The organism is Pseudomonas sp. ATCC 13867, from assembly GCF_000349845.1.
Classification (GTDB): domain Bacteria; phylum Pseudomonadota; class Gammaproteobacteria; order Pseudomonadales; family Pseudomonadaceae; genus Pseudomonas.
Genome location: NC_020829.1, coordinates 1,236,288 through 1,262,662 on the forward strand (window position 1 = coordinate 1,236,288; position 26,375 = coordinate 1,262,662).

General features: G+C 64.5%; 24 protein-coding genes, 1 pseudogene and 1 riboswitch. Of the genes and pseudogenes, 16 read left to right on the top strand and 9 right to left on the bottom strand.

Annotated elements, in window-relative coordinates; all coding sequences use genetic code 11:
- The first annotated feature begins 17 nt into the window (after positions 1-17).
- From ftsA to lpxC, 3 genes are all read left to right on the top strand, one after another.
- Positions 18-1,265 carry a cell division protein FtsA gene (gene ftsA / locus H681_RS05685; protein ID WP_015475882.1) on the top strand — a complete coding sequence of 416 codons (1,248 nt, stop codon included), beginning with the start codon at positions 18-20 and terminating at the stop codon, positions 1,263-1,265.
- 53 nt (positions 1,266-1,318) lie between these two features.
- A complete protein-coding gene (gene ftsZ, locus H681_RS05690; RefSeq protein ID WP_015475883.1) occupies positions 1,319-2,503 on the top strand; it encodes a cell division protein FtsZ in 1,185 nt (394 codons plus the stop codon).
- A gap of 112 nt (positions 2,504-2,615) precedes the next feature.
- Positions 2,616-3,527: a UDP-3-O-acyl-N-acetylglucosamine deacetylase gene (gene lpxC / locus H681_RS05695; protein WP_015475884.1), complete on the top strand. Its 912-nt coding sequence runs from the start codon at positions 2,616-2,618 to the stop codon at positions 3,525-3,527.
- Between the two features lie 81 nt (positions 3,528-3,608).
- On the opposite strand, the gene H681_RS05700 is transcribed toward lpxC, so the two are convergent.
- Positions 3,609-4,064: a DUF721 domain-containing protein gene (locus H681_RS05700; RefSeq protein ID WP_015475885.1), complete on the bottom strand. Its 456-nt coding sequence runs from the start codon at positions 4,062-4,064 to the stop codon at positions 3,609-3,611.
- Positions 4,065-4,364: 300 nt separating this feature from the next.
- On the opposite strand from H681_RS05700, the gene secA reads away from it, so the two are divergent.
- The 4 genes from secA (at position 4,365) to H681_RS05720 (ending at position 10,232) form a co-directional block, all read left to right on the top strand.
- Entirely contained in the window at positions 4,365-7,118 is a 2,754-nt protein-coding gene (gene secA, locus H681_RS05705) for a preprotein translocase subunit SecA (RefSeq protein ID WP_015475886.1), read from the top strand.
- Positions 7,119-7,210: 92 nt separating this feature from the next.
- Positions 7,211-8,428: a bifunctional glutamate N-acetyltransferase/amino-acid acetyltransferase ArgJ gene (gene argJ, locus H681_RS05710; RefSeq protein WP_015475887.1), complete on the top strand. Its 1,218-nt coding sequence runs from the start codon at positions 7,211-7,213 to the stop codon at positions 8,426-8,428.
- Between the two features lie 162 nt (positions 8,429-8,590).
- Positions 8,591-9,220 carry a glutathione S-transferase family protein gene (locus H681_RS05715; RefSeq protein ID WP_015475888.1) on the top strand — a complete coding sequence of 210 codons (630 nt, stop codon included), beginning with the start codon at positions 8,591-8,593 and terminating at the stop codon, positions 9,218-9,220.
- Positions 9,221-9,281: 61 nt separating this feature from the next.
- Positions 9,282-10,232, top strand: a complete 951-nt coding sequence (locus tag H681_RS05720; protein WP_015475889.1) for a Nudix family hydrolase — start codon at positions 9,282-9,284, stop codon at positions 10,230-10,232.
- 125 nt (positions 10,233-10,357) lie between these two features.
- On the opposite strand, the gene H681_RS05725 is transcribed toward H681_RS05720, so the two are convergent.
- From H681_RS05725 to H681_RS05740, 4 genes and pseudogenes are all read right to left on the bottom strand, one after another.
- The gene (locus H681_RS05725; protein WP_015475890.1) at positions 10,358-10,930 is read right to left on the bottom strand and encodes a cob(I)yrinic acid a,c-diamide adenosyltransferase; all 573 of its coding nucleotides are present in this window, start codon (positions 10,928-10,930) and stop codon (positions 10,358-10,360) included.
- Positions 10,931-10,933: 3 nt separating this feature from the next.
- Positions 10,934-12,985 carry a sensor histidine kinase gene (locus H681_RS05730; protein ID WP_041712416.1) on the bottom strand — a complete coding sequence of 684 codons (2,052 nt, stop codon included), beginning with the start codon at positions 12,983-12,985 and terminating at the stop codon, positions 10,934-10,936.
- 58 nt (positions 12,986-13,043) lie between these two features.
- Entirely contained in the window at positions 13,044-13,955 is a 912-nt protein-coding gene (locus tag H681_RS05735; RefSeq protein WP_015475892.1) for a putative 2-dehydropantoate 2-reductase, read from the bottom strand.
- A gap of 39 nt (positions 13,956-13,994) precedes the next feature.
- Positions 13,995-15,014: pseudogene (locus H681_RS05740) on the bottom strand (response regulator); the annotation flags it as partial.
- 115 nt (positions 15,015-15,129) lie between these two features.
- On the opposite strand from H681_RS05740, the gene H681_RS05745 reads away from it, so the two are divergent.
- Together H681_RS05745 and H681_RS05750 are read left to right on the top strand one after the other, a co-directional pair.
- On the top strand, positions 15,130-15,609 hold the full coding sequence (locus H681_RS05745) for a YajQ family cyclic di-GMP-binding protein (RefSeq protein WP_015475894.1): 480 nt from the start codon (positions 15,130-15,132) through the stop codon (positions 15,607-15,609).
- Between the two features lie 152 nt (positions 15,610-15,761).
- Complete coding sequence (locus H681_RS05750; protein ID WP_015475895.1) at positions 15,762-16,604, top strand: mechanosensitive ion channel family protein; 843 nt, start codon at positions 15,762-15,764, stop codon at positions 16,602-16,604.
- A gap of 54 nt (positions 16,605-16,658) precedes the next feature.
- On the opposite strand, the gene H681_RS05755 is transcribed toward H681_RS05750, so the two are convergent.
- Complete coding sequence (locus tag H681_RS05755; RefSeq protein WP_015475896.1) at positions 16,659-18,464, bottom strand: AmpG family muropeptide MFS transporter; 1,806 nt, start codon at positions 18,462-18,464, stop codon at positions 16,659-16,661.
- 42 nt (positions 18,465-18,506) lie between these two features.
- Positions 18,507-18,881 (bottom strand): MGMT family protein, encoded by a 375-nt coding sequence (locus H681_RS05760; RefSeq protein ID WP_015475897.1) that lies wholly within the window; start codon positions 18,879-18,881, stop codon positions 18,507-18,509.
- A 193-nt stretch (positions 18,882-19,074) separates the two neighbouring features.
- On the opposite strand from H681_RS05760, the gene H681_RS05765 reads away from it, so the two are divergent.
- Positions 19,075-20,076, top strand: coding sequence for a DUF481 domain-containing protein (locus H681_RS05765; protein ID WP_015475898.1), 1,002 nt, complete (start codon positions 19,075-19,077; stop codon positions 20,074-20,076).
- A 136-nt stretch (positions 20,077-20,212) separates the two neighbouring features.
- Here the strand turns inward: H681_RS05765 and H681_RS05770 are convergent, their stop codons facing one another.
- Positions 20,213-20,971: an SDR family oxidoreductase gene (locus tag H681_RS05770; protein ID WP_015475899.1), complete on the bottom strand. Its 759-nt coding sequence runs from the start codon at positions 20,969-20,971 to the stop codon at positions 20,213-20,215.
- Between the two features lie 106 nt (positions 20,972-21,077).
- Between H681_RS05770 and H681_RS05775 the strand changes: the two genes are divergently transcribed.
- The 6 genes from H681_RS05775 (at position 21,078) to H681_RS05800 (ending at position 25,513) form a co-directional block, all read left to right on the top strand.
- Positions 21,078-21,815, top strand: a complete 738-nt coding sequence (locus tag H681_RS05775; protein WP_015475900.1) for a HugZ family pyridoxamine 5'-phosphate oxidase — start codon at positions 21,078-21,080, stop codon at positions 21,813-21,815.
- 98 nt (positions 21,816-21,913) lie between these two features.
- Positions 21,914-22,381, top strand: a complete 468-nt coding sequence (locus tag H681_RS05780; RefSeq protein ID WP_015475901.1) for an FxsA family protein — start codon at positions 21,914-21,916, stop codon at positions 22,379-22,381.
- A gap of 237 nt (positions 22,382-22,618) precedes the next feature.
- Positions 22,619-22,912 (top strand): co-chaperone GroES, encoded by a 294-nt coding sequence (locus H681_RS05785; protein WP_009617968.1) that lies wholly within the window; start codon positions 22,619-22,621, stop codon positions 22,910-22,912.
- Between the two features lie 48 nt (positions 22,913-22,960).
- Entirely contained in the window at positions 22,961-24,601 is a 1,641-nt protein-coding gene (groL, locus tag H681_RS05790) for a chaperonin GroEL (protein ID WP_015475902.1), read from the top strand.
- A 64-nt stretch (positions 24,602-24,665) separates the two neighbouring features.
- A riboswitch (Fluoride riboswitch) is annotated at positions 24,666-24,728 on the top strand.
- 64 nt (positions 24,729-24,792) lie between these two features.
- On the top strand, positions 24,793-25,176 hold the full coding sequence (crcB, locus tag H681_RS05795) for a fluoride efflux transporter CrcB (protein ID WP_015475903.1): 384 nt from the start codon (positions 24,793-24,795) through the stop codon (positions 25,174-25,176).
- Positions 25,177-25,192: 16 nt separating this feature from the next.
- On the top strand, positions 25,193-25,513 hold the full coding sequence (locus H681_RS05800; protein ID WP_015475904.1) for a DUF190 domain-containing protein: 321 nt from the start codon (positions 25,193-25,195) through the stop codon (positions 25,511-25,513).
- A 7-nt stretch (positions 25,514-25,520) separates the two neighbouring features.
- Here H681_RS05800 and H681_RS05805 read toward each other — a convergent pair whose 3' ends face one another.
- The gene (locus H681_RS05805; RefSeq protein ID WP_015475905.1) at positions 25,521-26,270 is read right to left on the bottom strand and encodes a phosphatase PAP2 family protein; all 750 of its coding nucleotides are present in this window, start codon (positions 26,268-26,270) and stop codon (positions 25,521-25,523) included.
- Positions 26,271-26,375: the final 105 nt, after the last annotated feature.

A 26,375-nucleotide genomic window follows, 5' to 3' on the forward strand; every position in this document is an offset into this window, starting at 1 on the left:
AGGAGACTTCGATAAACATGGCAAGCGTGCAGAGCGGCAAAATGGTCGTCGGCCTGGACATCGGCACCTCCAAGGTGGTGGCGCTGGTGGGCGAGGTGGCCGCCGATGGCAAGCTGGAGATCGTCGGCATCGGGACGCACCCGTCGCGCGGCCTGAAGAAGGGCGTGGTGGTGAACATCGAGTCCACCGTGCAGTCGATCCAGCGCGCCATCGACGAGGCCCAGCAGATGGCTGGCTGCCGTATCCACTCGGCTTTCGTCGGCATCGCCGGCAACCATATCCGCAGCCTGAACTCCCACGGCATCGTGGCGATTCGCGACCGCGAAGTGAGTGGCGCCGATATCGAGCGCGTGCTGGACGCGGCCCAGGCCGTGGCCATCCCGGCCGACCAGCGTGTGCTGCACACCCTGGCCCAGGACTACGTGATCGATAACCAGGAAGGCGTGCGCGAGCCGCTGGGCATGTCCGGCGTGCGCCTGGAAGCCAAGGTGCACGTGGTGACCTGTGCGGTGAACGCCGCGCAGAACATCGAGAAGTGCGTACGCCGCTGCGGCCTGGAAGTGGACGACATCATCCTCGAGCAGCTGGCTTCGGCCTACTCGGTGATCACCGAGGACGAAAAGGAACTGGGCGTGTGCCTGGTGGACATTGGCGGCGGCACCACCGACATCGCCATCTTCACCGAAGGCGCCATTCGGCATACCGCGGTGATCCCGATCGCCGGCGATCAGGTTACCAACGACATCGCTATGGCGTTGCGCACCCCGACACAATATGCCGAAGAGATCAAGATTCGATATGCTTGTGCCCTAGCCAAACTGGCCGGTGCGGGCGAAACCATCAAGGTGCCCAGCGTAGGGGACCGGCCGCCGCGGGAACTGTCGCGCCAAGCGCTTGCCGAAGTGGTCGAGCCTCGTTACGACGAGCTGTTCACCCTGGTTCAAGCGGAGTTGCGCCGCAGTGGCTACGAGGACCTGATTCCGGCAGGGATCGTCCTGACCGGAGGCACTTCCAAGATGGAAGGCGCGATCGAGCTGGCCGAAGAGATCTTTCACATGCCGGTGCGCCTGGGCGTACCGCACAGCGTCAAAGGACTGACCGACGTCGTGCGCAATCCAATCTACTCCACGGGCGTGGGCCTGCTCATGTACGGGCTGCAGAAGCAGTCCGACGGCATCTCCATGTCCGGCAGCAGCTTCAGCAGCGACGAACCCAAGACACCGGTACTGGAAAAGCTTAAACGCTGGGTCCAGGGCAATTTCTGATTTACCACCGCGGTAAACGTAGGCGACACAACTAGAAAGGAAGGAGAGGGGAAATGTTTGAACTGGTAGATAACGTCCCAACTACAGCAGTCATCAAGGTTATCGGCGTAGGTGGCGGCGGCGGCAACGCCGTGAACCACATGGCCAAGAACAACGTTGATGGCGTCGAATTCATTTGCGCCAACACCGATGCGCAGGCGCTGAAGAACATCGCCGCGCGCACCGTACTGCAGCTCGGCCCGGGTGTGACCAAGGGCCTGGGTGCTGGCGCCAACCCGGAAGTCGGCCGCCAGGCCGCCATCGAGGACCGCGAGCGCATCGCCGAGGTACTGGAAGGCGCCGACATGGTCTTCATCACCACCGGCATGGGTGGCGGTACCGGTACCGGTGCTGCGCCGATCATCGCCGAGGTTGCCAAGGAAATGGGCATCCTTACCGTGGCCGTGGTCACCCGTCCGTTCCCGTTCGAGGGCCGCAAGCGCATGCAGATCGCCGACGAGGGCATCCGCGCGCTGGCTGAAAGCACCGACTCGCTGATCACCATCCCCAACGAGAAGCTGCTGACCATCCTGGGCAAGGACGCGAGCCTGCTGGCCGCCTTCGCCAAGGCTGACGATGTGCTGGCCGGTGCCGTTCGCGGTATCTCCGACATCATCAAGCGCCCGGGCATGATCAACGTCGACTTCGCCGACGTGAAGACCGTCATGAGCGAGATGGGCATGGCCATGATGGGCACCGGCTGCGCCAGCGGCCCGAACCGCGCTCGCGAGGCTACCGAAGCCGCGATCCGCAATCCGCTGCTGGAAGACGTCAACCTGCAGGGCGCCCGCGGCATCCTGGTGAACATCACCGCGGGTCCGGACCTGTCCCTGGGCGAGTACTCCGACGTGGGTAACATCATCGAGCAGTTCGCTTCCGAGCACGCCACTGTCAAGGTGGGCACCGTGATCGATCCGGACATGCGCGACGAGCTGCACGTCACCGTGGTCGCCACCGGTCTGGGTGCACGCCTGGAGAAGCCGGTCAAGGTCGTCGACAACACCGTGCAGACCCAGGCCGTCAGCACCCAGGCTCCGGTTCAGCGTGAGCACCAGTCGGTGAACTACCGCGACCTGGACCGTCCGACCGTCATGCGCAATCAGTCCCACGGCGGCGCTGCCACCGCGGCCAAGCTGAATCCGCAGGACGATCTGGATTACCTGGATATCCCGGCCTTCCTGCGTCGTCAGGCCGATTGAGTCGATTTATCAGGAGTATCAATGTGATTGGTGTTCAGCAAAGGGCGGTTCTGCTATCATCGCCGCCCATTGTTGAAAACAGTTCGCAACTTGCGCGAAAACGGCCAAAGCCATGATCAGACAACGCACCTTGAAGAACATCATCCGGGCGACCGGTGTCGGCCTGCACTCCGGGGAGAAGGTTTACCTGACCCTGAAGCCGGCTCCCGTCGATACCGGTATCGTGTTCTGCCGGGCCGATCTCGACCCGGTAGTGGAAATCCCCGCTCGAGCTTCGAACGTGGGTGAAACCACCATGTCGACCACCCTGATCAAGGGTGACGTCAAGGTGGATACCGTGGAGCATCTGCTGTCGGCCATGGCTGGCCTGGGCATCGACAACGCCTATGTCGAGCTGTCCGCATCGGAAGTTCCGATCATGGACGGCAGCGCGGGTCCCTTTGTATTCCTGATCCAGTCCGCCGGCCTGCAAGAGCAGGAAGCGGCGAAGAAGTTCATCCGCATCAAGCGCGAAGTGACCGTGGAAGAGGGCGACAAGCGCGCCACTTTCGTGCCCTTCGATGGCTTCAAGGTGAGCTTCGAGATCGACTTCGATCACCCGGTTTTCCGTGGTCGCACCCAGAAGGCCGTTGTGGACTTCTCCAGCACTTCCTTCGTCAAGGAGGTCAGCCGCGCCCGTACCTTCGGGTTCATGCGCGACATCGAGATGCTGCGTTCGCAGAACCTGGCGCTCGGTGGCAGTGTGGAGAACGCCATCGTGGTCGACGAGTATCGTGTGCTCAACGAAGATGGCCTTCGTTATGAGGACGAATTCGTCAAGCACAAGATCCTGGACGCCATCGGAGACCTGTACCTGTTGGGTAACAGTCTCATCGGCGAGTTCATCGGCTACAAGTCCGGTCACGCCCTGAACAACCGTCTGCTGCGTACCCTCATCGCAGACAAGGACGCTTGGGAAGTGGTGACCTTCGAGGACGCCAAGACCGCGCCGATCTCCTATATGCGACCCGCCGCGGCCGTATAAAGGAACCTCCTTCCTTCAGTAATATCTTCAAAGGCCACCTTCGGGTGGCCTTTTTTTATGCAGACTGTTTGCGCCTTCTGTCTATTCCGTCGGCTTGCGGCTACGGCTGGCAAGGCGCTCCAAGGCTGCCTTGAGCTGTGGATTGTCGATGCCTTCGGCGGCCTCATGAAGCGTGGCGGCTGCCGACTCCGTCAGCGTAACGCTGCGTACCGGCGCGCTGGCCTGACTGTGGGGCTGCACCTTGAGCAGGATGCGCGCAAGTCCTTTGAACTCATCGAAGGCGGCGAGCTGCCGCAGCAGGCGGTTCTGCTGGTAGCGCAGCCGCGTGGCCCAGTGGCCGTCGGTGACGATCAGCAGCAGGCTGCCTTCGCGCCAGGACGCGATACGGCAATAAGGGCGCGCGGCGGGCTGCAGCTGTGAGTCGAGCAGTTCTTGCAGGTGCGAGAGACGCTGGGCCTCGGCGAACAGCGATTGCAGAGGCTTGGCTTCGCGCAGCAGCTTGGTCGATGCCTGGGCGGGCAGGGGGCGGAAGGCCATGATGGAGAACCCGGGTGAATGAAGGACGATGGTAGCAGAAGGCGGATTCCTCCGGTTGGGGATGCTTGCCGCGGCGCAGCCTTGAAGTTGTGCGGCCGCGTCACCATATCCAGCAGGCGGATCGAAAGTTATCTGTCCATGCATTGCCCGAAATGTCATGGAGTGCGAAGCTTCCAAGGATGACTTCGGCACTTTTTTCATACACGTTTCCGGGTAGAATGCCCGCTTCGTTGCCGTTCCGCGCCGCGGCCAGCCAGTCGGGCAGCCCTCCAATTCTCCAGTTCGGATGACCCAGTCGATATGTTTGCGCCTTTGTTGAAAAAACTCTTTGGAAGCAAGAACGAGCGCGAAGTGAAGCGCATGGCCAAGCAGGTCCAGGCCATCAATGCACTCGAGCCCCAGATGGTCCCGCTATCCGATGAGCAACTGAAGGCCAAGACCGAAGAGTTCAAGGCGCGTGTTGCCAAGGGGGAAACCCTCGACCAGATCCTGCCCGAAGCCTTCGCCGTCGCCCGTGAGGCCGGCAAGCGCGTGATGGGCATGCGTCACTTCGACGTCCAGCTGATCGGCGGCATGAGCCTGCACGAAGGCAAGATCGCCGAAATGCGTACCGGTGAGGGCAAGACCCTCGTGGGTACCCTGGCCGTCTACCTGAACGCCCTGTCCGGCAAAGGCGTGCACGTGGTCACCGTGAACGACTACCTAGCCCGCCGCGACGCCAACTGGATGCGCCCGCTGTACGAGTTCCTCGGTCTTTCCGTGGGCATCGTCAGCCCGTTCCAGCCGCCGGAAGAGAAGCGCGCCGCCTACGCCTCCGACATCACCTACGGCACCAACAACGAATTCGGCTTCGATTACCTGCGCGACAACATGGCGTTCAGCCTGGAGGACAAGTTCCAGCGCGAGCTGAACTTCGCCGTGGTCGACGAAGTGGACTCCATCCTCATCGACGAAGCGCGGACTCCGCTGATCATCTCCGGCCAGGCCGAAGACAGCTCCGAGCTGTACATCAAGATCAACAAGCTGATCCCGCGCTTGAATCGCCACATCGAGGAAGTCGAAGGCCAGGTGACCCAGCAGGGCCACTACAGCATCGACGAGAAGACCCGCCAGGTCGAACTCAACGAGCAGGGGCATGCCTACGTCGAGGAACTGCTGACCCAGAACGGCCTGCTGGCCGAGGGCGAGAGTCTCTACTCGGCGCACAACCTCAGCCTGCTGACCCACGTCTACGCCGCGCTGCGTGCCCACACCCTGTTCCACCGCAACGTCGAGTACATCGTCCAGGGCGACCAGGTCCTGCTGATCGACGAGCACACCGGCCGTACCATGCCGGGTCGCCGCCTCTCCGAGGGCCTGCACCAGGCCATCGAGGCGAAGGAAAACCTGCCGATCCAGGCCGAGAGCCAGACCCTGGCCTCGACCACCTTCCAGAACTACTTCCGCCTCTACACCAAGCTGGCCGGCATGACCGGTACCGCCGATACCGAGGCCTTCGAGTTCCGCCAGACCTACGGCCTGGACGTGGTGGTGATCCCGACCCACCGTCCGGTCGCTCGTAAGGACTTCAACGACCTGGTCTACCTGACCCAGGACGAGAAGTACGCCGCCATCATCACCGACGTGCAGCAGTGCCAGGCGCTGGGTCGTCCGATCCTGGTGGGTACCGCTTCGGTCGAAACCTCCGAATACGTCTCGCAGCTGCTGCAGAAGGCCGGTATCGAGCACAAGGTACTGAACGCCAAGTACCACGAGAAGGAAGCCGAGATCATCGCCCAGGCCGGTCGTCCGGGCTCGGTCACCATCGCCACCAATATGGCCGGTCGTGGTACCGATATCCTGCTGGGCGGCAACTGGGAAGTGGAAGTCGCCGCGCTGGAGACCCCCACCGACGAGCAGGTCGCGCAGATCAAGGCCGACTGGCAGAAGCGTCACCAGCAGGTCATCGAAGCCGGCGGCCTGCACGTGATCGCCTCCGAGCGCCACGAGTCCCGTCGTATCGACAACCAGTTGCGTGGCCGTGCCGGCCGTCAGGGCGACCCGGGTTCCAGCCGTTTCTACCTGTCGCTGGAAGACCACCTGATGCGCATCTTCGCCTCCGACCGGGTGAAGAACTTCATGAAGGCCCTGGGCATGCAGCCGGGCGAGGCGATCGAGCACCGCATGGTGACCAACGCCATCGAAAAGGCACAGCGCAAGGTCGAAGGCCGCAACTTCGACATTCGTAAGCAACTGCTGGAGTTCGACGACGTCGCCAACGAGCAGCGCAAGGTGATCTACCACATGCGCAACAGCCTGCTGGCGGCCGAAAATATCGGCGACACCATCGTCGAGTTCCGCGAGGAAACCCTGAGCAACACCATCAGCCAGCACATTCCGCCGCAGTCGCTGCCAGAACAGTGGGACATCGCTGGCCTGGAAGCAGCGCTGTACAGCGACTTCGCCCTGAAGCTGCCGGTACAGCAGTGGCTGGACGAAGACGAGAAACTCTACGAGGAAACCCTGCGCGAGAAGATCCTCGCCGAGCTGGTGGCCGCCTACAACGAGAAGGAAGAGCTCGCCGGCGCCGAAGCCCTGCGCACCTTCGAGAAGCAGATGCTGCTGCGTGTGCTGGACGACCTGTGGAAGGACCACCTGTCCACTATGGATCACCTGCGCCACGGTATTCACCTGCGCGGCTACGCACAGAAGAACCCGAAGCAGGAATACAAGCGCGAGTCCTTCAACCTGTTCCAGGAACTGCTGGACTCGGTCCGGCGCGACACCATCCGTGTGCTTTCCTTCGTTCAGGTTCGCCGCGAAGACCCGGCCGAGGAAGAAGCCCGTCTGCGCCGCGAAGCCGAGGAAATGGCCAAGCGCATGCAGTTCCAGCATGCCGCCGCGCCGTCCATGGAGCAGGCCACCGCCACCGACGAAGAAGGCGAGCAGCCTGAAGGCGCCGCGAACGTCGTGCCGATGGAGCCGGTGCGCAACGAGCCGAAGATCGGCCGCAACGAGCCGTGCCCCTGCGGTTCGGGCAAGAAATACAAGCACTGCCACGGTCAGGTGGAATAACCTCTCCCGACCCTGATACCGACGCCGCGACCGGCCTAGCCGCTCGCGGCGTTTTTCTCATCTGATCCACTGTTTCGATAGGAGCGCGTCACATGGCTGTTGGTCTCGGCCCCATGTCCACCCTGCACCCGGTTCCCGGTTTCGAACTCGGCATCGCCTCCGCCGGTATCAAGCGTCCCGGTCGCAAGGACATCGTGGTGATGCGCTGTGCCGAAGGCTCCAGCGTAGCGGGTGTGTTCACCACCAACGCCTTCTGCGCCGCGCCGGTGATCCTGGCACGCAAGCGTTTCCTGGGCCCGGTGCGCTACCTGCTGACCAACACCGGCAACGCCAACGCTGGCACCGGTGAGTCGGGCCTGGCCGCCGCTACCCGCACCTGCGCCAGGCTGGCCGAGCTTGCCGGTGTGCCGGAAAACGCCGTGCTGCCGTACTCCACCGGGGTGATCGGCGAGCCGCTGCCGGTCGAGAAGATCGAAGCCGCGCTGCCCGCCGCGCTGGCCAACCTGTCCGTGGACAACTGGGCCGATGCCGCCGCCGGCATCATGACCACCGACACCCTGCCCAAGGGCGCCAGCCGCCAGTTCGAGCATGATGGCGTGACCATCACCGTCACCGGCATCAGCAAGGGCGCCGGTATGATCAAGCCGAACATGGCCACCATGCTCGGTTACATCGCCACCGACGCCAAGGTTGCCCAGGCCGTGCTGCAGGACCTGCTGCGCGACGCGGCGAACAAGTCCTTCAACCGCATCACCATCGATGGCGACACTTCCACCAACGACTGCTGCATGCTGGTCGCCACCGGCCAGGCCGCGCTGCCGGAAATCACCGCTGCCTCCGGCGCGCTGTTCGCCGCGCTGAAACAGGCTGTGCTGGAGGTCTCGATGGAGCTGGCCCAGGCCATCGTCCGTGATGGCGAAGGCGCCACCAAGTTCGTCACCGTACAGGTGAACGGCGGTGCGACTCATCAGGAGTGCCTGGACGTCGGCTACGCCGTGTCCCACTCGCCGCTGATCAAGACCGCGCTGTTCGCCTCCGATCCGAACTGGGGCCGCATCCTCGCCGCCGTCGGCCGCGCTGGCGTGCCGGACCTGGATGTGAGCCTGATCGACGTGTACCTGGACGATGTCGCCATCGCCAGCCGCGGCGGCCGCGCCGCCAGCTACACCGAGGACCAGGGAGCGAAGGTCATGGCCCAGGAAGAGATCACCATTCGCATCGACCTTGGCCGCGGAACCTGCAGCGAGACTATCTGGACCACCGACCTGTCCCATGAGTACGTGAAGATCAACGCGGAATACCGCACTTGAAAGCAGCGGCAAGCTTGAAGCTGCCAGCCACAAGCTAGAGCTTCCTGGCTTGCAGCTTTACGTCCGATTCCCGATTTTCATCGAAGGATGAAAATCGGGAATTTGTTTTCATGGCTCGCGCGCTCTAAGGTCTTCTGACCGACCCTCAAGAGCATCGCGCCCATGTCCCTCACTCTGATCATCGGCAGCAAGAACACCTCGTCCTGGTCCCTGCGCGGCTGGCTGGCCATGCAGCTCACCGGTGCCGACTTCGAGGAAATCCTGATTCCGCTGGGTGGCGTGGATACCGCTCGGCGCATCCGCGAGCACTCGCCCACCGGCAAGGTGCCGGCACTCAAGTGCGAGCACGGGGTGATCTGGGATTCCCTGGCCATTGCCGAATACCTCGCCGAGCGCTTCCCCGAAGCCCACCTCTGGCCCCGTGGCGAGGCCGCCCGCGCCTTGGCACGCTCGGTCTGCGCCGAGATGCACAGTGGCTTCATGGCGCTGCGCTCGCACATGCCGATGGATATCCAGCGCAACCAGCCGCTGGCGGATGTGCCGGACACGGTGGAGGCGGACGTCGCTCGCGTCGTCGAAGTCTGGAGCCTGTGCCGCAAACAGTTCGGCCAGGACGGCCCCTTCCTGTTCGGCCACGCGAGCATCGCCGATGCCTTCTACGCGCCGGTCGCCACGCGCCTGCGCAGCTACTGCGTGACCCTGCCCATCGAGGCGCAGAACTATGTCGACGCGATCCATGCCTGGCCGACCTTCCGTCCCTGGCTGGAGGCGGCGATGGTCGAACGTGCTTGATCCTGACGGTAGAATGCCCGTCTGCGCGGGCCCTGCCTGAATCGGATTGAGGAGTAGCACTGTGAAACGAGTACATGTCGCCGCCGCCGTGATTCGCGGACTCGATGGCCGGGTTCTGATTGCCCGCCGTCCGGACGACAAGCACCAGGGCGGTCTCTGGGAGTTTCCCGGTGGCAAGGTGGAAGAGGGTGAGGCGGTGCCGGTCGCCCTGGCCCGCGAGCTGAAGGAAGAGCTGGGTATCGAGGTCGAGCAGGCGCGTCCGCTGATCCGCGTGCAGCATGACTACAGCGACAAGCACGTGCTGCTGGACGTCTGGGAGGTTTCCGCCTTTTCCGGCATACCGCACGGCGCCGAAGGCCAGCCGCTGGCCTGGGTTGCCCCGCGCGACCTGCCGGACTACGAGTTCCCGGCGGCCAACGCGCCCATCGTGCAGGCCGCGCGCCTGCCGGATCGCTACCTGATCACCCCGGACGGTCTGGACGTCCCGCAACTGGTGCAGGGTGTGCGGGCCGCGGTCGCCAGTGGCATCCGCCTGATCCAGCTGCGCGCGCCGAACATGTACAGCCCGGAGTACCGTGACCTGGCCGTGGATGTCCAGGGCCTGTGCGCCGGCAAGGCACAGTTGATGCTCAAGGGCCCGCTGGAATGGCTGGGTGACTTCCCGGCGGCCGGCTGGCACCTGACTTCCGAGCAACTGCGCAAGTACGCGCCCAATAGCCGTCCGTTCCCCCGCGAACGCCTGCTGGCGGCGTCCTGCCACAGCGCCGAGGAACTGGAGTTGGCAGCCCGCATGGGGGTGGATTTCGTCACCCTGTCGCCGCTGCAGCCGACGCAGAGCCATCCGGGCGAGCCGGCGCTGGGCTGGGAGGCCGCGGCTGAATTGATCGAGGGCTTCAACCAGCCGGTGTTCCTGCTCGGTGGTGTCGGCCCGCAGGAAATCGAGCGTGCCTGGCAGGTCGGTGCGCAGGGCGTGGCGGGTATCCGCGCGTTCTGGCCGAAGACGGAAAGCTGATCCAGCGCCGAACTGACGGCTCTTCGTAGGCGCGGGGGGGCGCCATCGTTATTGCTCGCGAACTGTACGGCACCGTAGCTCGGCATGTTCGCGAGCAAGCTCGCTCCTACAGGTCGATTCCCTGATCAGGCGGGCTTTTCGGCGGCCTGCCAGAGAATCTCGTCCACGCCCTGGCGTCGGGCGATGAAGCGGGCGGCGACGAACAGTAGGTCGGACAGCCGGTTCAGGTAGCGCAGCCCGGCACCTTCCAACGGTTCCTCGGCATTGAGCTGCTGGCAGCGCCGCTCGGCGTTGCGTGCCTGGGCACGGCACAGGTGGGCCAGGGCCACCAGGCGCGAACCGCCGGGCAGGATGAAGTTCTTCAGCGGTCCGAGTTCGTCGTTCCAGCGGTCGATGACCTGCTCCAGACGCTCCACTTCGGCGTCGTTCAACGCGCGGTATTCCGGCATGGCCAGTTCGCCTCCCAGATCGAACAGACGGTGCTGGATTGGCGCCAGTACCCCGATGACCTCTTCCAGGGCGCTGCTGCGCGCTTCATGCAGCCCGGCCAGCAGCAGGCCGAGATGGCTGTTCAGCTCGTCCACGGCGCCCATTGCCTCTATCCGTGGGTGGTGTTTGGGCACACGGCGGCCATCGGCCAGGCCGGTTTCGCCATTGTCGCCGGTGCGGGTATAGATCTTGGATAGTCGGTTGCCCATGACTCAGTGCTCCGTGTCGTCGCCCGCCAGCAGGGGCGTGGGGGAAGTGACTTCGGCGCCCAGGGGCAGCCGCAGGGTGAAGCAGGTGCCCAGGCCCAGTTCGGACTGCACCTCCATCTGTCCCTTGTGATTGTTGGTGATGATGAAGTACGACACCGACAGGCCCAACCCGGTGCCCTGGCCGACTTCCTTGGTGGTGAAGAAGGGCTCGAAGATGCGTTTGCGCACCTTCTCCGGCATGCCGCAGCCATTGTCTTCCACCTGGACTTCCGCCCACGGCGGATTCAGCCGGGTGCGCAGGACGATCCGGCCCAGTTCGCCTTCTTCCTCGTCGTCACGCAGGTGGATGGCCTGGGCGGCGTTCTTCAGCAGGTTGAGCAGCACCTGCTCGACCTCGTTGGCGATCACCGGCACCGGGCCCAGGCGCGGATCGAACTCGTGGAGGATCTGTAGTGACTTGAAGTCGAAGCCGCCGGTGAGGTCGAAATCGTTTCCGGCGATCTCCACGGCCTGCTCCAGCAGCGCCGGCAGCTCGCAGGCGGTCATCTGGCGGTGGCTGCGGCGGCTGAAGGAGAGCATGTGGGTGACGATCTTCGCGGCGCGGGAGCCGGCGTACTGGATGCCATCCATCAGCTTGGGGATATCCCGCGCCTCCAGGTAGTGATTGAGGTCTTCCAGGTGCACGCCGACTTCCCCGGCGACCTCCAGGTTCTTCGGCAGGTCCGGCGACAGGCGCCGGCGGATGTTCTGCACGTTGTGCAGGATGGCCCCCAGCGGGTTGTTGATCTCGTGGGCCATGCCGGCGGCCAGGCCGCCGACGGAGAGCATCTTCTCCGACTGTACCATCAGTTCTTCCATCCCGAGGCGGTCGGTGATGTCGTCGATGCGGATCACCGCGCCGCGCCCGGTGCCGCCCATCAGCGGGTAGAAGGTCAGGGCGTAGTGGCGAGGGGCATCGGTGAGGGCCCAGGTAACCCGTTCGACGCGCTCCACCTTGTGCTGCTCGGCGGCGCGGGTGAGCTGCGGCAGGAAGTGTTTCAGCGAGGGGAAGGCGAGGAACACCGGCTGGTTCACCGCGTCGTCCAGGCTGGTGCCGGAGAGCTGGCTGGCTTCCTGGTTCCATTGGGTGACGTAGAGCTGCTCGTCCACCGCGATCAGTGCCGAGGGCATCGAGTCGATGATGCTGTTGAGGTAGTGCTGGAAGCCGGTGAGCTTCTTCTCGATCTTGCTGCGCACCTGGACTTCCAGCTCCAGCTTGCGGTTCGAGCGGCGGGTTTCCTCGGCCAGCGACTGGGCCTGTTCCACGGCTTCCTGGGCATCGTCGCGGGCGCGCTTGAGCTGCTGCTCGCGGGCTTCGATACGGCTCAGCATGGTGTTGAAGGCGTCGGCCAGGCGGCCGATCTCGTCGGCGTTGCCGCGTTCGGCGCGCAGGGCGTAGTTCTCTTCGCGGGTGACCTGGCGGGAGAGCTCTTCCAGGCTGCGGATCGGCCGGGTGATCAGGCGGCGGATCTGCTGGGCGATGAGCAGCCAGAGCAGCACGCTGACCGCGAGGATCACCAGGCTGGCGGTCAGGGTGCCGGTGTAGAAGGCGCCGGGCAGCTCGCTGCTGGCGACCAGCAGCAGATAGCCGCTGTTGCGGCCGGGTTGGGGCAGCTCGAACAGGGCGTTGAGGCGGTACTCGTGCTGACGCCAGCGCTCCAGTTGGTCCAGTCGCTCGGGCAGGGCGACGGGGCCGTCACTGGGCGTCTGGGCGATGCGTTCGCCGTCGCTGTCGTAGAGCGCGGCGGCGCGCAGTGCCTGGTAGTCGTCGAGCTGGCGCAGCAGCACCTGGGCCTGGGTGGGAGAGGCCAGGGCCGGTTCGCTGAGCGCGGGGTTGGCGATCAGCCGGCCGATGGTCTGCAGCGCCTGGGGCGCCACGCTGTCCTGGGAGATCCAGTAGGCCGCGCTGATGAAGGCGAGGTTGGCGACCAGCATGACGGTGGCCAGCAGAACCAGCAGGGCGGCGAGGATCTTCTGGCCGACAGGCAGGTCTTCCAGGCGCTTGCGCAGGTTCAGGGGTGAAGGCATGGGCGGAACCGCAGGGAAACAGGGAGGCGGGCAGGGTAGCCCGCGATCAGGTGTCGGGCAATCCGCGCGCGCGCAGATGCTCGCGCAGCCGCTCGTGCAACGCCCGCAGTTGCGGCAGGGCCAGGTGCAGGCGGTCGCCCTCGCGGCAGGCGTGGCCGAGCAGGTAGGCGATTTCGCTGCGCCGGCCGTTGGCAACGTCCTGGTACATGGAGGAGAAGTTCGCGGCGGTGGCGGCGATCACGCGCTCGACGTCGCCCTGCAGTTCCCGGGCGGCGCTATCGAAGCCACAGGCGTGCAGCAACTGGCCCAGTTCGTCGCAGAGCCCGGCCACCTCCGCCGGATGGGCCGCCAGCTCGCCATTGCGGCACTGGTGCAGCACAGTCAGCGGATTGATCGCGCAGTTCAGCGCCAGCTTGCGCCACAGGCGCTCGAGGATATCCCCGCTCCATTGCGCGGGGATCTGCGCGCTACGCAGTTCCGTCACCCAGTCCGGCTCGGGACCGCCGGACTCGTCGCCCAGCCAGGTCTGTCCCTGGCCGGCGAACACCACGCGGAAATCCGCCGCGCGGAACGCACCTTCGGTACTGGATGCGTACAGGCAGCGGGCGCGAGGCAGGTGGGCGGCGACCGCCTGCTGGCTGCCCAGGCCGTTCTGCAGCAGGATCAGCTCGGCGCCGGGGACCAGCCGTGCGGCGACGCTGGCAACGGCCGGTTCGGCGTCGTAGGCCTTGCAGGCGAGCAGCAGGCGCTGGATCGGCCCGCCCTGGGCGGCGGTTTCCGCCGGAATCGGATAGAGGCTTTCCTGCCCGTCTTCCACCAGGCTGACGCCACCCAGGGCGCGGTAGGCGTTGAGGCGCTGGCGGTCACGCAGCAGCAGGCGCACCGGCAGGCCGGCGCGGAAAAGGCGGGCGGCCCACAGGCAACCGAGGCTGCCGGCGCCGAGGATGTACCAGGTCATGGGGAGAACTTCGCGAACGTCGAGGGCTTACTGCGAAGTCTAGCGCAGCCCGGTCAGGCGGCTGGCGTTGATTCGTCCGCTGGCGTAGGCATCGGGCAGCAGCGCGCGGGCCTGCTGCATCAATTGCTCGGCGTCCACTGGCAGCGCCTTGGCGTCCAGGCCCAGCAGACCGATACCGGCCTTGAGCGTGATGAAGCCCTCGCTGGTCTTGAAGGCCTTGAGGTTGAGGCCGTCGTGCAGGCGCCGGAAGCTGCTCGGCGAGCACTCCTGCAGGTCTTCGAGCAGGGTGATCAGGGCGAAGTGCTGGTCGTCCAGGCGCGTCAGCACGTCGAGCGGTCGCACCAGCTGTTGCAGGCGTCGGGCGACGCCATGCAGCAGTTCGTTGTGGAAGGACGGGCCATGCTGGTGTCCGAGGACGGCCAGTTCCGGAATGCCGATCAGCATGTAGCACACCGCACCGCCGCGCGACTCCACCTGGCGGATGCTGTCGGCCAGTTTCTGCCGCAGATAGCGCAGGTTGCCCAGGCCCGTGGCGCTGTCCACCAGGTTGCGTTCTTCCAGGCTGATGATGTTCTCGGTGAGCAGGCGGTTTTCCATCAGCAGGCGCAGCAGGGTGTTGCTCAGGCGGTCGGCGGCCAGTACGCGGGGCACCAGTTGCTCGTTCATTGCGGACTTGCTGACGAAGTCGTCCACGCCACGGTCGAAGGCCTCGGCCAGGGCGCTGTCGCCTTCCTTGCCAGTGAGCAGGATGATGTAGGTGTAGTGGTCGCCGCTCTCGTCGAGCTGGCGCACCCGGGCGGTCAGTTCCAGGCCGTCCATCTCGGGCATCAGCCAGTCGGCGAGGAGGATGCTCGCCGGCTCCTGTTCCAGCAGTTGCAGCGCTTCGCTGGCGCTGCTGGCGAAACGCACGTTCTGGTAGCCGGCCTGGCTCAGCGCGCGGCCGATCATGGCGCTGGAGAACTTGGCATCGTCGACCACCAGGATGCTGAGATGGTTGGTAGGCATGGAAAGGCTCGCAAACGGGTGGGAAATGCCGGCACTTGTTCGGTTCTTTGTTGGACTGGGGGCCGGGCGCAGTCTTGCCGGTCAGTTATAATGACCGCGCATTTTTATCGTCAAGCCAGGCGCGAGTCCGATTGTGAACCGGGTCGCGCCGTCCATCTGGAGAGATGTCATGCCTTCGTTCGACGTGGTGTCCGAACTGGACAAACACGAACTGACCAACGCCCTGGACAACGCTGCCAAGGAACTGGACCGCCGTTTCGACCTGAAGGGCAAGTGCAGTTTCGAGGCCAAGGACAAGTCCATCACCCTGACCGCCGAAGCGGAGTTCATGCTCGAGCAGATGCTCGACATCCTTCGCGCCAGCCTGATCAAGCGCAAGATCGACAGCCAGTGCATGGAGATCAAGGATGCCTTCCCGTCCGGCAAGGTGGTCAAGCAGGAAGTGAATTTCCGCGAGGGCATCGACAAGGATCTGGCGAAGAAGATCGTCGCCCTGATCAAGGACAAGAAGCTCAAGGTCCAGGCCGCCATCCAGGGCGAGCAGGTGCGCGTCACCGGCAAGAAGCGCGACGACCTGCAGGAAGCCATCGCGCTGCTGCGCGGCGAGTCGTTGGGCATGCCGCTGCAGTTCAACAACTTCCGCGACTGACGCGAAGGGAACCTGACGTCGGACTGCGCCGTCTCAGGTAACGGCGCAGTACCGGTTCAAGCCGCCATGACCCAGGTCATGGCGGTTTCGTTTCCGGTAGTCGGAAATCGGCCGGCGGCGTTGCCGGCCCGCAAAAAAAGGGGAATCGATTCATGGATATCAATTACGACGCTCTGGTGAAGTCGGCCGAGGGCTGGCTGCCAGTGGTCCTCGCCTACAGCGGACAGATCGTTCTGGCGCTGCTCACGCTGCTGATCGGCTGGTGGCTGATCAATACCCTGACCACGCGGGTCGGCGGCCTGCTCGCCTCCCGCCACGTCGACCGCACGCTGCGCGGCTTCGTCGGCAGCCTGGTGAACATCATCCTGAAGATCCTGCTGCTGGTCAGCGTGGCCTCGATGATCGGCATCCAGACCACCAGCTTCGTCGCGGCCATCGGTGCCGCGGGTCTGGCCATCGGCCTGGCGCTGCAGGGCAGCCTGTCGAACTTCGCCGGCGGGGTGCTGATCCTGCTGTTCCGCCCGTTCAAGGTGGGCGACTGGATCGAGGCGCAGGGGGTGTCCGGCACCGTCGACACCATCCTGATCTTCCATACCGTGCTGCGCACCGGTGACAACAAGCGGGTGATCGTGCCCAACGGCGCGCTGTCCAACGGCACCATCACCAACTATTCCGCCGAGCCGCAGCGCAAGGTGGTGTTCGATGTCGGCGTCGATTACGAGGCGGACCTCAAGCGCGCCCAGTCCGTGCTCCTGGATCTGGCCAAGGATCCGCGCGTGCTGCGCGATCCGGCGCCGGTGGCGGTGGTGAGCAACCTGGGCGAGAGTGCAGTCACGCTGTCCCTGCGTGTCTGGGTGAAGAATGCCGACTACTGGGACGTGATGTTCCTGTTCAACGAAACCGCTCGCGATGCCCTGGGCAAGCACGGCATCGGCATTCCCTTCCCGCACCGCGTGGTGAAGGTGGTGAGGGGCGAAATGGTCGATGTCGACTGAGGCGTTCACCGCTGCGTGAAAAAGGCCGGCATTCGCCGGCCTTTTTTCGTTGGCTCAGTGACGTTCCGCGCTGGGATGTGCCTGGGCTTCGGACGGCTCGTCCGGCGCGCCGTTGGTCATGTCGCCACGGTTGCGCAGCCAGAGCCAGCCGATCAGCACCAGGGTCGGCAGGCCCAGCAGGGCGGTGAAGAAGAAGAACCGTTCGTAGCCCATGCCTTCGACCATCGCTCCGGAGTAACCGCCAATGAAGCGCGGCAGCAGCAGCATGGTGGAACTGAGCATGGCGTACTGGGTCGCGGAGAACTTCAGGTTGGTCAGGCTCGACAGGTAGGCGACGAAGGCCGAGGTGGCCAGGCCGCCGCTGAAGTTGTCGAGCATGATCGTCAGCACCAGCATGGTGACGTGCGGCTCGAGAACCTTCAGCAGGCTGAAGACGTTCTGGCTCATGAGGTGCGGATCGTCGATCGCTCCCATCTGCGCCAGCATGGCGAACAGGATGTTGGTCGCCGCGGAGGCCGCGCCGCCGATGAACAGGATCGGCAGGATGCTGAAGCGGGCGATCAGCACCCCGCCGGCGGCGGCGCCGATCAACGTCATGATGACACCGAACAGCTTGCTGACGGTGGCGATGGTGTCCTTGGTGAAGCCCATGTCGATGTAGAACACGCTGGCCATCGTGCCCATGACGGTGTCCGACATCCGGTAGGTGGAGATCAGGCCGAGCAGCAGCAGCGCCTGCCAGCGGTAGCGGCGGACGAACTCGGTGATCGGCGTGAGCACCGGCGCCATCAGCAGGCGGCCCGGCGCGGAGATGCAGCTCAGGGCGACCAGCAGGTAGAGCGAGGCGAGCCAGTACTTGCCGTCGCTGACCATGTTGTAGAAGGCGGTGCCGGTCACCAGCAGGATGATCAGCACCATCACCGACACGGCCTGGTGGACGAAATCGAATTGCGGCAGGCCCTTGCCGTGCACGGCGAGCAGCAGCGGGCGGCGTACTTTCGACAGCAATTCGCGCACCGGACGGATCTGCCGGCGTCCGTGCGGGGTCATGCAGATGCCGATGAAGATGGCGTAGAGCGCGGCACGCGGCCAGGCCTGGTTGGTCAGCGCGGTGAGCATCGCCGGTATGGAGATCAGCAGCACCAGCAACTGCAGCACCGAGAACAACTGGTGGTTGAAGGCGAAGGCCGAGCTGCCGGCCTGTGGCTGCACGTTCACCGGAGGCTCGCTCATCAGCAGGGTGGTGATCAGGCCGGGCAGGATCAGCAGGGCACACACCGTATAGGTCATGCCCCAGGCGCCCTGGCTGTAGTGCAGGGCGCTGGAGCCGCCCCATTCGGCGAGGAACAGCACGCCGGCGGTGGCCGTCAGCACGGCGACCCGGTAGCCGGTCATGTAGCAGGCGGCGAGGGCGGCCTGGCGGGTATTCTCGGCGATCTCCAGGCGATAGGCGTCGATGGCGATGTCCTGGGTGGCGGAGGCGAACGCCACCACCATCGCCAGGGCGATCAGCCAGTTCAGGTGCGTTTGCGGATTGCACAGGGCCATGCCGAGCAGGCCCAGGGCGATCAGGCCCTGGGAGAACACCAGCCAGGAGCGGCGGCGTCCGAGTCGGCCGATGATGGGCAGGCGCCACTGGTCGAGCATCGGCGACCACACCCATTTGAAGGCGTAGACCAGTCCGATCCAACTGGCGAAGCCGATGGTTTCCCGAGCGACACCCGCTTCACGCAACCACACCGAGAGGGTGGAGAGCACCAGCATGTACGGCAGGCCGGCGGCGAATCCCAGCAGCAAAAGCGCGAGGCTGGCGGGAGACTTGTAGGCAATCCATGCCTCTCGCCAGGAATGCTCTTTCATGGGGGTTGTTTTCCAGCAGGTCAAAAATTATCGCGAACTCTACTAGGACTGCTCGCCGCTAGGCCAGCCGTGCCGACGTATGTCCACCCGATCGTTATGGATTCTGACTCCTTCGGCCCGTAATCGTGCGCGCTGTTCGTTACCCGAGGGGCTGCCCAGCGGCAGACTGATGCGCCCACCGGCGGCGATGACCCGGTGCCAGGGCAGGCGGGTATCGGCCGGCAGTTGCCCGAGAATGCGCCCGACCAGGCGGGCCGCGCGGCCCAGGCCGGCCATGCGGGCCAGTTCGCCGTAGCTGACGACGCAGCCTTCGGGCACCTGGGCCAGCACCAGGAAGATCGCCTCGCGGCGCACCTGCAGGCTTTCCAGCCCGAGATCGGCGGGAGGGGCGGGGGATTCGGTCTTGCGTCTGGGCATGGCGTGATCACGTTTCGCGGCTTGCAGGGCAGCATATCGGGATGTCGGCGGCGGGCAAATGACCGGCCGGATCGGCGACCCATCTGTCAGTGCGGATGAACTCCCTGGGCAGGGGCCGGTCAGTCGTTGCTCCAGTGTCGGGTATCTGGATAATGCCCGGCTTTTTGCCCACTGAGCCCGTTGAACCTGACTCATGCTGTCCAGAAACCTGCTGTTTGCTGTCCTTGCCACCTGTTCATTCTCCGCCGCTGCCGACACCGTCTGGCTGAAGAACGGCGACCGCCTCACCGGTACGATCAAGCTCTACGACGGCGGCAAGTTGCTGCTGAGTACCAGCTACGGTGGAGACATCACCCTGAAGGGCGACCAGATCGCCACCCTCGAAACCGACCAGAACCTGCTGGTGAAGTACGACGAGGAGACGGGCGAGCACTCCAAGGGCCTCAAGGCGGCGGATCCCGGCAAGGTCACCCTGGTCAACGGATCGCCGCGCACGGTGGACGTGGCCAGCATCGAGCAGATGATGCCGCCCAAGCCGATCCTCGAGGACTGGGTCTGGAACGGCAACGTCGACTTCTCCCTCGACCACAAGCAGGCAGAGAACGATGTCGAGGACTACGACATCGACTTCAAGACCAATGCGCGCCACGGCCGCTGGCGGCACAACCTGCAGGGCGAATACAACCGCGAGAAGAAGAACGACTCGGTCAGCACCAACAACTACTCGGGCGAATATGCGCTGGACCGTTTCCTCGACGAGCACTGGTTCTGGCAGGGACAGGCGCAGTACAAGCGCGACTGGGTCGAGGACCTGAAGAAGAAGCGCACCGTCGGTACCGGCCCCGGCTACCAGTTCTGGGACAACGAACTGGGGGCGTTCTCCCTGGCGACCCTGATCAACCGCAACGACTACGAGTTCACCGATAACGAGAAGGACCACTTCTACTCCAGCAGTGTGAAATGGGACTACAACCGCTTCCTGCTGGCCAAGCAGTTCGAGCTGTTCACCAATGGCGAAGTCAGCAAGCCGCTGGCGTCCAACGTGGACTACGAGCTCGATAGCGAGGCGGGCGTGCGCTACAAGCTGACGTCCTGGGCGTCCCTGAGCCTGAAGGCCGAGTGGGACAAGCTCAGCGGCCACGACGGCGACGTCAACGAGCGTCGTTACACGCTGGGGCTGGGAGTGGGTTGGTAGGCCGTGTACCTGTAGGAGCGAGCTTGCTCGCGAACCTCCCAACGCCGGTAAGGGCCTGTTCGCGAGCAAGCTCGTTCCTACGCAGAGCCGAAAAAAACCCCCGCACATGGCGGGGCTTTTTATTGGGGCGGGCGGATTACAGGCGCAGGCCGCCGTCCAGCTCCAGCACGCGGCCGGTGTAGTAGTCGTTCTCGAGGATATAGGCCACCGAGTGGGCGATTTCCAGCGGCTTGCCCAGACGCTTGAGGGGGATGCCGGCGGTCATCTTCTCCAGGGCCTCGGGCTTCATGCTGGCGACCATGTCGGTCTCGATGAAGCCGGGCGCCACGCCCGCCACGCGGATGCCGTAGCGTGCCAGTTCCTTCGCCCACACCACGGTATCGGCGGCGACGCCGGCCTTGGCCGCGGAGTAGTTGGCCTGGCCCATGTTGCCGGCGCGGGAGATGGAGGAAATGTTGACGATCGCGCCTTCGTTCTTCAGATCGATCATCTTCGCGGCGACTTCGCGGGTGCAGAGGAACACGCCGGTCAGGTTCACGTCGATCACCGCCTGCCACTGGGCCAGGCTCATCTTGCTCAGCTCGCCGTCCTTGACCTTGATGGTCAGGCCGTCGCGCAGGATGCCGGCGTTGTTGACCAGGCCGTTGATGGCGCCGAAGTCGCTGGCGACCTGGGCCACCATGTGGGTAACCTGTTCTTCGTCGGCGACGTTGCACAGGTAGGCGCGGGCGTCACCGCCGGCGGCCTTGCAGGCAGCCACGGCTTCGTCCAGTTTTTCGGCGTTGAGGTCGACCAGCGCGACGCGCGCGCCCTTGCCGGAGAGGTACTCGCCCATAGCGCGGCCCAGGCCCTGGCAGCCGCCGGTGATGATGATGACCTTGTCTTTCAATTGCATGTGAAGAACCCCACGAGCAGTTTCTGGTGAGAGGCCTCGCCGGCAGCTGTGAACAGAGTCATCCTGCCCGTCCGTTTGCGACGGATTCTTTGCGAGGAGTCATAAGGTGAGCGTGAAAGCTGCCAAGCATGCCCGAGAATTACTGCTCAAGGAATACCGCGCGGTCCTCTCCACCCACTCGAAAAAGTGGCCGGGGTTCCCCTTCGGCTCGGTGGTGCCGTACTGCCTGGACCAGGCCGGTCGGCCACTGATCCTGATCAGCCGTATTGCCCAGCACACCCATAACCTGCAGATGGACGGCAAGTGTTCGCTGCTCATCGGCGAGCGCGGGGTCGACGACATCCAGGCCGCCGGCCGCCTGACCCTGCTGGCCGAGGCGCTGCTGGTCGAGGACGTCGACGCCATCGCCGATGCTGCCGAGCGTTACTACCGTTATTTCCCCGACTCGCGGGACTACCATATCGTCCATGACTTCGATTTCTGGGTCCTGGAGCCGGTGCAGTGGCGTTACATCGGCGGTTTCGGCGACATCCACTGGCTGGGCGCCGACAGCGTGCCGCTGGCCAACCCCTTCGTCGGCGAAGTGGAGCGCGGCATGGTCGGGCATATGAACAGCGACCATGCCACTGCCGTGGCGCACTATGTCGAGCTGGCCGGTCTGCCGGACGATGCGGCGCCGGAGCTGGCGGGAATCGATACGGAAGGTTTCCATCTGCGCATCGGCCAGGCCCTGCACTGGCTGCCGTTCCCCGCGCCGTGCGGCGATCCTGGCGAGGTTCGCCAGGCACTGGTGCAACTGGCGCATGCGGAGGTTTGGCCGGGCAATGAAGTGATCCAGGTTTGAGTTGTCCCTGGGCAATCCGTTGAACTGTCCCTTGAAATCAGGGCGGGGCGTCGCCACCTAGCCTTTATCCGGGCAATCGCCCCGCCAAGGATTCATCGATGCGAGTTCCCCTGTTTCTGATTCTGTTGTTCCCGCTGATCGAGCTGGCCGTGATGATCAAGGTCGGCAGCGTGATCGGCGTGGGCTGGACCCTCCTGCTGATCATCGCCGGCGCCTTCATCGGCGCCGCGGTGCTGCGCGTGGCCGGCGTCGCCACCGCGCTGCGGGCCCGCGAGCGGCTGAACCGCGGCGAGTTGCCCGAGCAGGAAATGCTCGAAGGCCTGGTCATCGCCCTGGGCGGCGGCCTGCTGATGCTGCCGGGCTTCATCAGCGACGTCTTCGGTCTCTTCTGCCTGATCCCCTTCACCCGCCGCCTGATGCTCGGCCGCGTGCGTCAGCGCATGCAGGAGCAGGCCGAGCGCCGTCGCGCCTTCGCCGACGATCCGGCCGCCCAGCGCCGTAGCGGCCCCAGCGTGATCGAAGGCGAATACCAGCGCCGCGAGGAAGACCGCGACCGCCTGCGTTGAGCTTCGGGCGGTTTCACCCACCCGAGGCACCCTCCGTTAGCAAAATTTTTTTGGTCACACACTTGAAATGCCTTGTGGCGACCTTATGTACCGGTCACCGCAAGGTCCCTGTCACACGGACAGGCTGCTCTTTACGCGTCTCGCCAGTCGGGACGCAAACCGGCACCGCCGGCTTCAATAAAACCCGCCGGGCACCGATCCGGCCGTTGGAAACCACAGTTTGGGAGAGTTACGACTATGAAGCTTCGTCCTCTGCATGACCGCGTCGTCATCCGTCGCAGCGAGGAAGAGACCAAGACCGCAGGTGGCATCGTGCTGCCGGGTTCCGCCGCCGAGAAGCCGAACCGCGGTGAAGTGGTCGCTGTTGGCGCCGGCCGTGTCCTGGACAACGGCGAAGTTCGCGCCCTGGCCGTGAAGGTCGGTGACAAGGTGGTCTTCGGTCCGTACTCCGGCAGCAACGCCATCAAGGTCGACGGCGAAGAACTGCTGGTGATGGGCGAGTCCGAGATCCTCGCCGTCCTGGAAGACTGATTTCAGTCCGCCCACTCCCCACCGAATTCGATTTAGAGGAAACAGAACATGGCTGCCAAAGAAGTTAAGTTCGGCGATTCCGCTCGCAAGAAAATGCTGGTCGGCGTAAACGTCCTGGCCGACGCGGTCAAGGCGACCCTGGGCCCGAAAGGCCGTAACGTCATCCTGGACAAGAGCTTCGGCGCTCCGACCATCACCAAGGACGGCGTTTCCGTTGCCAAGGAAATCGAACTCAAAGACAAGTTCGAGAACATGGGCGCCCAACTGGTGAAAGACGTTGCCTCCAAGGCCAACGACGCTGCCGGTGACGGCACCACCACCGCGACCGTTCTGGCTCAGGCCATCGTCAACGAAGGCCTGAAGGCCGTCGCTGCCGGCATGAACCCGATGGACCTCAAGCGCGGCATCGACAAGGCGACCATCGCCATCGTTGCCCAGCTCAAGGATCTGGCCAAGCCGTGTGCCGACACCAAGGCCATCGCCCAGGTCGGCACCATCTCCGCCAACTCCGACGACTCCATCGGCAACATCATTGCCGAAGCGATGGAAAAGGTTGGCAAGGAAGGCGTGATCACCGTTGAAGAAGGCTCGGGCCTGGAAAACGAGCTGTCCGTCGTAGAAGGCATGCAGTTCGACCGCGGCTACCTGTCCCCCTACTTCATCAACAAGCCGGACACCATGGTGGCCGAGCTTGAAGGCCCGCTGCTGCTGCTGGTCGACAAGAAAATCTCCAACATCCGCGAAATGCTGCCGGTCCTGGAAGCCGTTGCCAAAGCCGGCCGTCCGCTGCTGATCGTGGCTGAAGACGTCGAAGGCGAAGCCCTGGCTACCCTGGTCGTCAACAACATGCGTGGCATCGTCAAGGTCGCGGCCGTCAAGGCTCCGGGCTTCGGCGACCGCCGCAAGGCCATGCTGCAGGACATCGCCATCCTGACCGGCGGCACCGTCATCTCCGAAGAAGTCGGTCTGAGCCTGGAAGGCGCCACCCTGGAGCACCTGGGCAACGCCAAGCGCGTCGTCCTGAGCAAGGAAAACACCACCATCATCGACGGCGCTGGCGCCCAGGCTGATATCGAAGCCCGCGTCCTGCAGATCCGCAAGCAGGTCGAAGAGACCTCCTCGGACTACGACCGTGAGAAGCTGCAAGAGCGTCTGGCCAAGCTGGCCGGCGGTGTTGCCGTGATCAAGGTCGGCGCTGCCACCGAAGTCGAGATGAAAGAGAAGAAAGCCCGCGTTGAAGACGCCCTGCACGCTACCCGCGCTGCTGTGGAAGAAGGCGTGGTTCCTGGCGGTGGCGTCGCTCTGGTTCGTGCTCTGCAAGCCATCGAAGGCCTGAAGGGCGACAACGAAGACCAGAACGTCGGTATCGCTCTGCTGCGTCGCGCCGTTGAAGCGCCGCTGCGCCAGATCGTTGCCAACTCCGGCGACGAGCCGAGCGTAGTGGTCGACAAGGTCAAGCAGGGTTCGGGCAACTTCGGCTACAACGCTGCTACCGGCGTGTACGGCGACATGATCGAGATGGGTATCCTCGATCCGGCCAAGGTCACCCGTTCGGCTCTGCAAGCCGCTGCTTCCATCGGCGGCCTGATGGTCACCACCGAGGCGATGGTTGCCGAAGTGATCGACGACAAGGCTGTTCCGGCCATGCCGGACATGGGCGGCATGGGTGGCATGGGCGGTATGATGTAACCCCTGCTGTAAGAAGAAGCCCCGCCTAGGCGGGGCTTTTTCATGGGCGGCGGTTATGCCAGACTGCGCGGCAGGAGATGGCATTCCTCCTTCAACCGCCCTCGTGGCTGATGATGCCTACGCATAAACCTGGAAAGGCGCGTAGGCGCTCGCCTGCAGCCTGTCCAGCCCCCCTCCCCAAGGACAGGACCATGTGGAAATCCATTCTCGCCGTCTCCCTGGGAGCCGCCCTTGGCGCCGTGCTGCGTTGGGTGCTCGGGCTCAAGCTCAACTCGCTGTTGCCGTCCATGCCGCCGGGCACGGTGGTCGCCAACCTGGTTGGCGGCTACATCATCGGTGCGGCCATCGCTTTCTTCGCCAATATGCCCGGCCTGGCGCCAGAATGGCGATTACTGATCATTACCGGCTTCTGTGGCGGCCTGACGACCTTTTCGACCTTTTCCGCTGAAATCGTGGTTCTGCTGCAGCAGGGGCGTCTGGTCTGGGCGCTGGGTGCGATCGCCACGCATCTGGCGGGTTCGCTGCTGATGACCATGCTGGGCCTGCTGTCGGTCCACTGGCTGATGGGCCGATAAGGGCGGGGAGATAGGCATGAACGGTTTCCAGTTGAAGTTCTTCACCCAGCAGGATCGCAAGCACGCCGGGCTGCCGTTGGCCCAGTGGCTGCTGGAAGAGGCGCGGCGCCAGGGCGTGCGCGGCGCCACCCTGATAACGGCGAGCGAAGGGTTCGGCAAGACCGGCCGGATTCACTACGTGCACTTCTTCGAACTGGCGGACCAGCCCCAGGAAGTCACTATGGCGGTGAGCGAGGATGAGTCCGAGCGGATATTCGAGGCGATCCGCCAGGCAGGGGTCCAACTGTTCTACGTGAAGACGCCGATCGAGTTCGGCGTCACCGGCGTGGACGACTGAGCCGCGCTCAGGGGCTGTCCGCTGTCGTCAGGTTGGCGGAGGCGGCTGCGTCCGGCTGCGTGGCCGGCCGGTACAGCAGCAGGGCGTAGAAGCCCAGGCAGATCAGCCAGTCGAACAGCGCCGTCCAGATGTTGTGCGACAGGAAGTGCGCTCCCTGCAGCATGCGCGAGACGGAGAAGACGCAGCCAAGGCCCAGGGCGAACCAGAAGGCGTAGCGGGCCAGGCGCGGTTTGCGGTCGCGCAGGGCGAAGTACAGGGCGAACAGCACGAACCCCGAGGAGGCATGGCCGCCCGGCCAGCAGCGGCCCGGATGATCGGTCGGCGGGCGGTGGCTGAGCAGCGAGCTGTAGATTTCCTTGCCGCCGAACTGCGCCAGGTCCCAGGGGCATTGCACGGCGGTTAGCGCCTTCAGCGGCGTGACGATACTCGCCGCGATGCCCATTGCCAGGACCAGGTAGCCCAGCGTCCGGCGGTACGGGCGCAGCGGTGCGTAGAAGAAACCACCCAGCCAGGCGACCAGCGCCGCAACGCTGAGGAGGATGACCAATTGCTTGGCGCGGTCGTGCAGGATGTTCTCGAGGAACCAGCTGTGGCGCCCGATGAAGCCTTCGCCGGGGCGATACATCCACTGGGCAAGCGTCAGGTCGAGGGTGACCGGCTCGAACATCAGCAGCAGGGCAACCAGTGCCAGGGGCAGGGCCAGCATCAGCCAGAGGTTCAGCGGACGAGAGCGGTACGAGGGAATCGAGTCAGGCATGGAGGCTCCAGGACGGCACGGCGGACCACGGCTTCCTGCCAGTGGATGATGCCGCGATATGGCGCGGCGGCTGTCATGCTCCTCCCGACGGTGTAACTCCGTCGT

Excerpts from the sequence above, each read along its gene's own strand:
- ftsA (WP_015475882.1), top strand. The coding sequence starts at position 18 with ATGGCAAGCGTGCAGAGCGGCAAAATGGTCGTCGGCCTGGACATCGGC.
- ftsZ (WP_015475883.1), top strand. The coding sequence starts at position 1,319 with ATGTTTGAACTGGTAGATAACGTCCCAACTACAGCAGTCATCAAGGTT.
- lpxC (WP_015475884.1), top strand. The coding sequence starts at position 2,616 with ATGATCAGACAACGCACCTTGAAGAACATCATCCGGGCGACCGGTGTC.
- H681_RS05700 (WP_015475885.1), bottom strand. The coding sequence starts at position 4,064 with ATGGCCTTCCGCCCCCTGCCCGCCCAGGCATCGACCAAGCTGCTGCGC.
- secA (WP_015475886.1), top strand. The coding sequence starts at position 4,365 with ATGTTTGCGCCTTTGTTGAAAAAACTCTTTGGAAGCAAGAACGAGCGC.
- argJ (WP_015475887.1), top strand. The coding sequence starts at position 7,211 with ATGGCTGTTGGTCTCGGCCCCATGTCCACCCTGCACCCGGTTCCCGGT.
- H681_RS05715 (WP_015475888.1), top strand. The coding sequence starts at position 8,591 with ATGTCCCTCACTCTGATCATCGGCAGCAAGAACACCTCGTCCTGGTCC.
- H681_RS05725 (WP_015475890.1), bottom strand. The coding sequence starts at position 10,930 with ATGGGCAACCGACTATCCAAGATCTATACCCGCACCGGCGACAATGGC.
- H681_RS05735 (WP_015475892.1), bottom strand. The coding sequence starts at position 13,955 with ATGACCTGGTACATCCTCGGCGCCGGCAGCCTCGGTTGCCTGTGGGCC.
- H681_RS05745 (WP_015475894.1), top strand. The coding sequence starts at position 15,130 with ATGCCTTCGTTCGACGTGGTGTCCGAACTGGACAAACACGAACTGACC.
- H681_RS05750 (WP_015475895.1), top strand. The coding sequence starts at position 15,762 with ATGGATATCAATTACGACGCTCTGGTGAAGTCGGCCGAGGGCTGGCTG.
- H681_RS05755 (WP_015475896.1), bottom strand. The coding sequence starts at position 18,464 with ATGAAAGAGCATTCCTGGCGAGAGGCATGGATTGCCTACAAGTCTCCC.
- H681_RS05760 (WP_015475897.1), bottom strand. The coding sequence starts at position 18,881 with ATGCCCAGACGCAAGACCGAATCCCCCGCCCCTCCCGCCGATCTCGGG.
- H681_RS05765 (WP_015475898.1), top strand. The coding sequence starts at position 19,075 with ATGCTGTCCAGAAACCTGCTGTTTGCTGTCCTTGCCACCTGTTCATTC.
- H681_RS05770 (WP_015475899.1), bottom strand. The coding sequence starts at position 20,971 with ATGCAATTGAAAGACAAGGTCATCATCATCACCGGCGGCTGCCAGGGC.
- H681_RS05780 (WP_015475901.1), top strand. The coding sequence starts at position 21,914 with ATGCGAGTTCCCCTGTTTCTGATTCTGTTGTTCCCGCTGATCGAGCTG.
- H681_RS05785 (WP_009617968.1), top strand. The coding sequence starts at position 22,619 with ATGAAGCTTCGTCCTCTGCATGACCGCGTCGTCATCCGTCGCAGCGAG.
- groL (WP_015475902.1), top strand. The coding sequence starts at position 22,961 with ATGGCTGCCAAAGAAGTTAAGTTCGGCGATTCCGCTCGCAAGAAAATG.
- crcB (WP_015475903.1), top strand. The coding sequence starts at position 24,793 with ATGTGGAAATCCATTCTCGCCGTCTCCCTGGGAGCCGCCCTTGGCGCC.
- H681_RS05800 (WP_015475904.1), top strand. The coding sequence starts at position 25,193 with ATGAACGGTTTCCAGTTGAAGTTCTTCACCCAGCAGGATCGCAAGCAC.
- H681_RS05805 (WP_015475905.1), bottom strand. The coding sequence starts at position 26,270 with ATGCCTGACTCGATTCCCTCGTACCGCTCTCGTCCGCTGAACCTCTGG.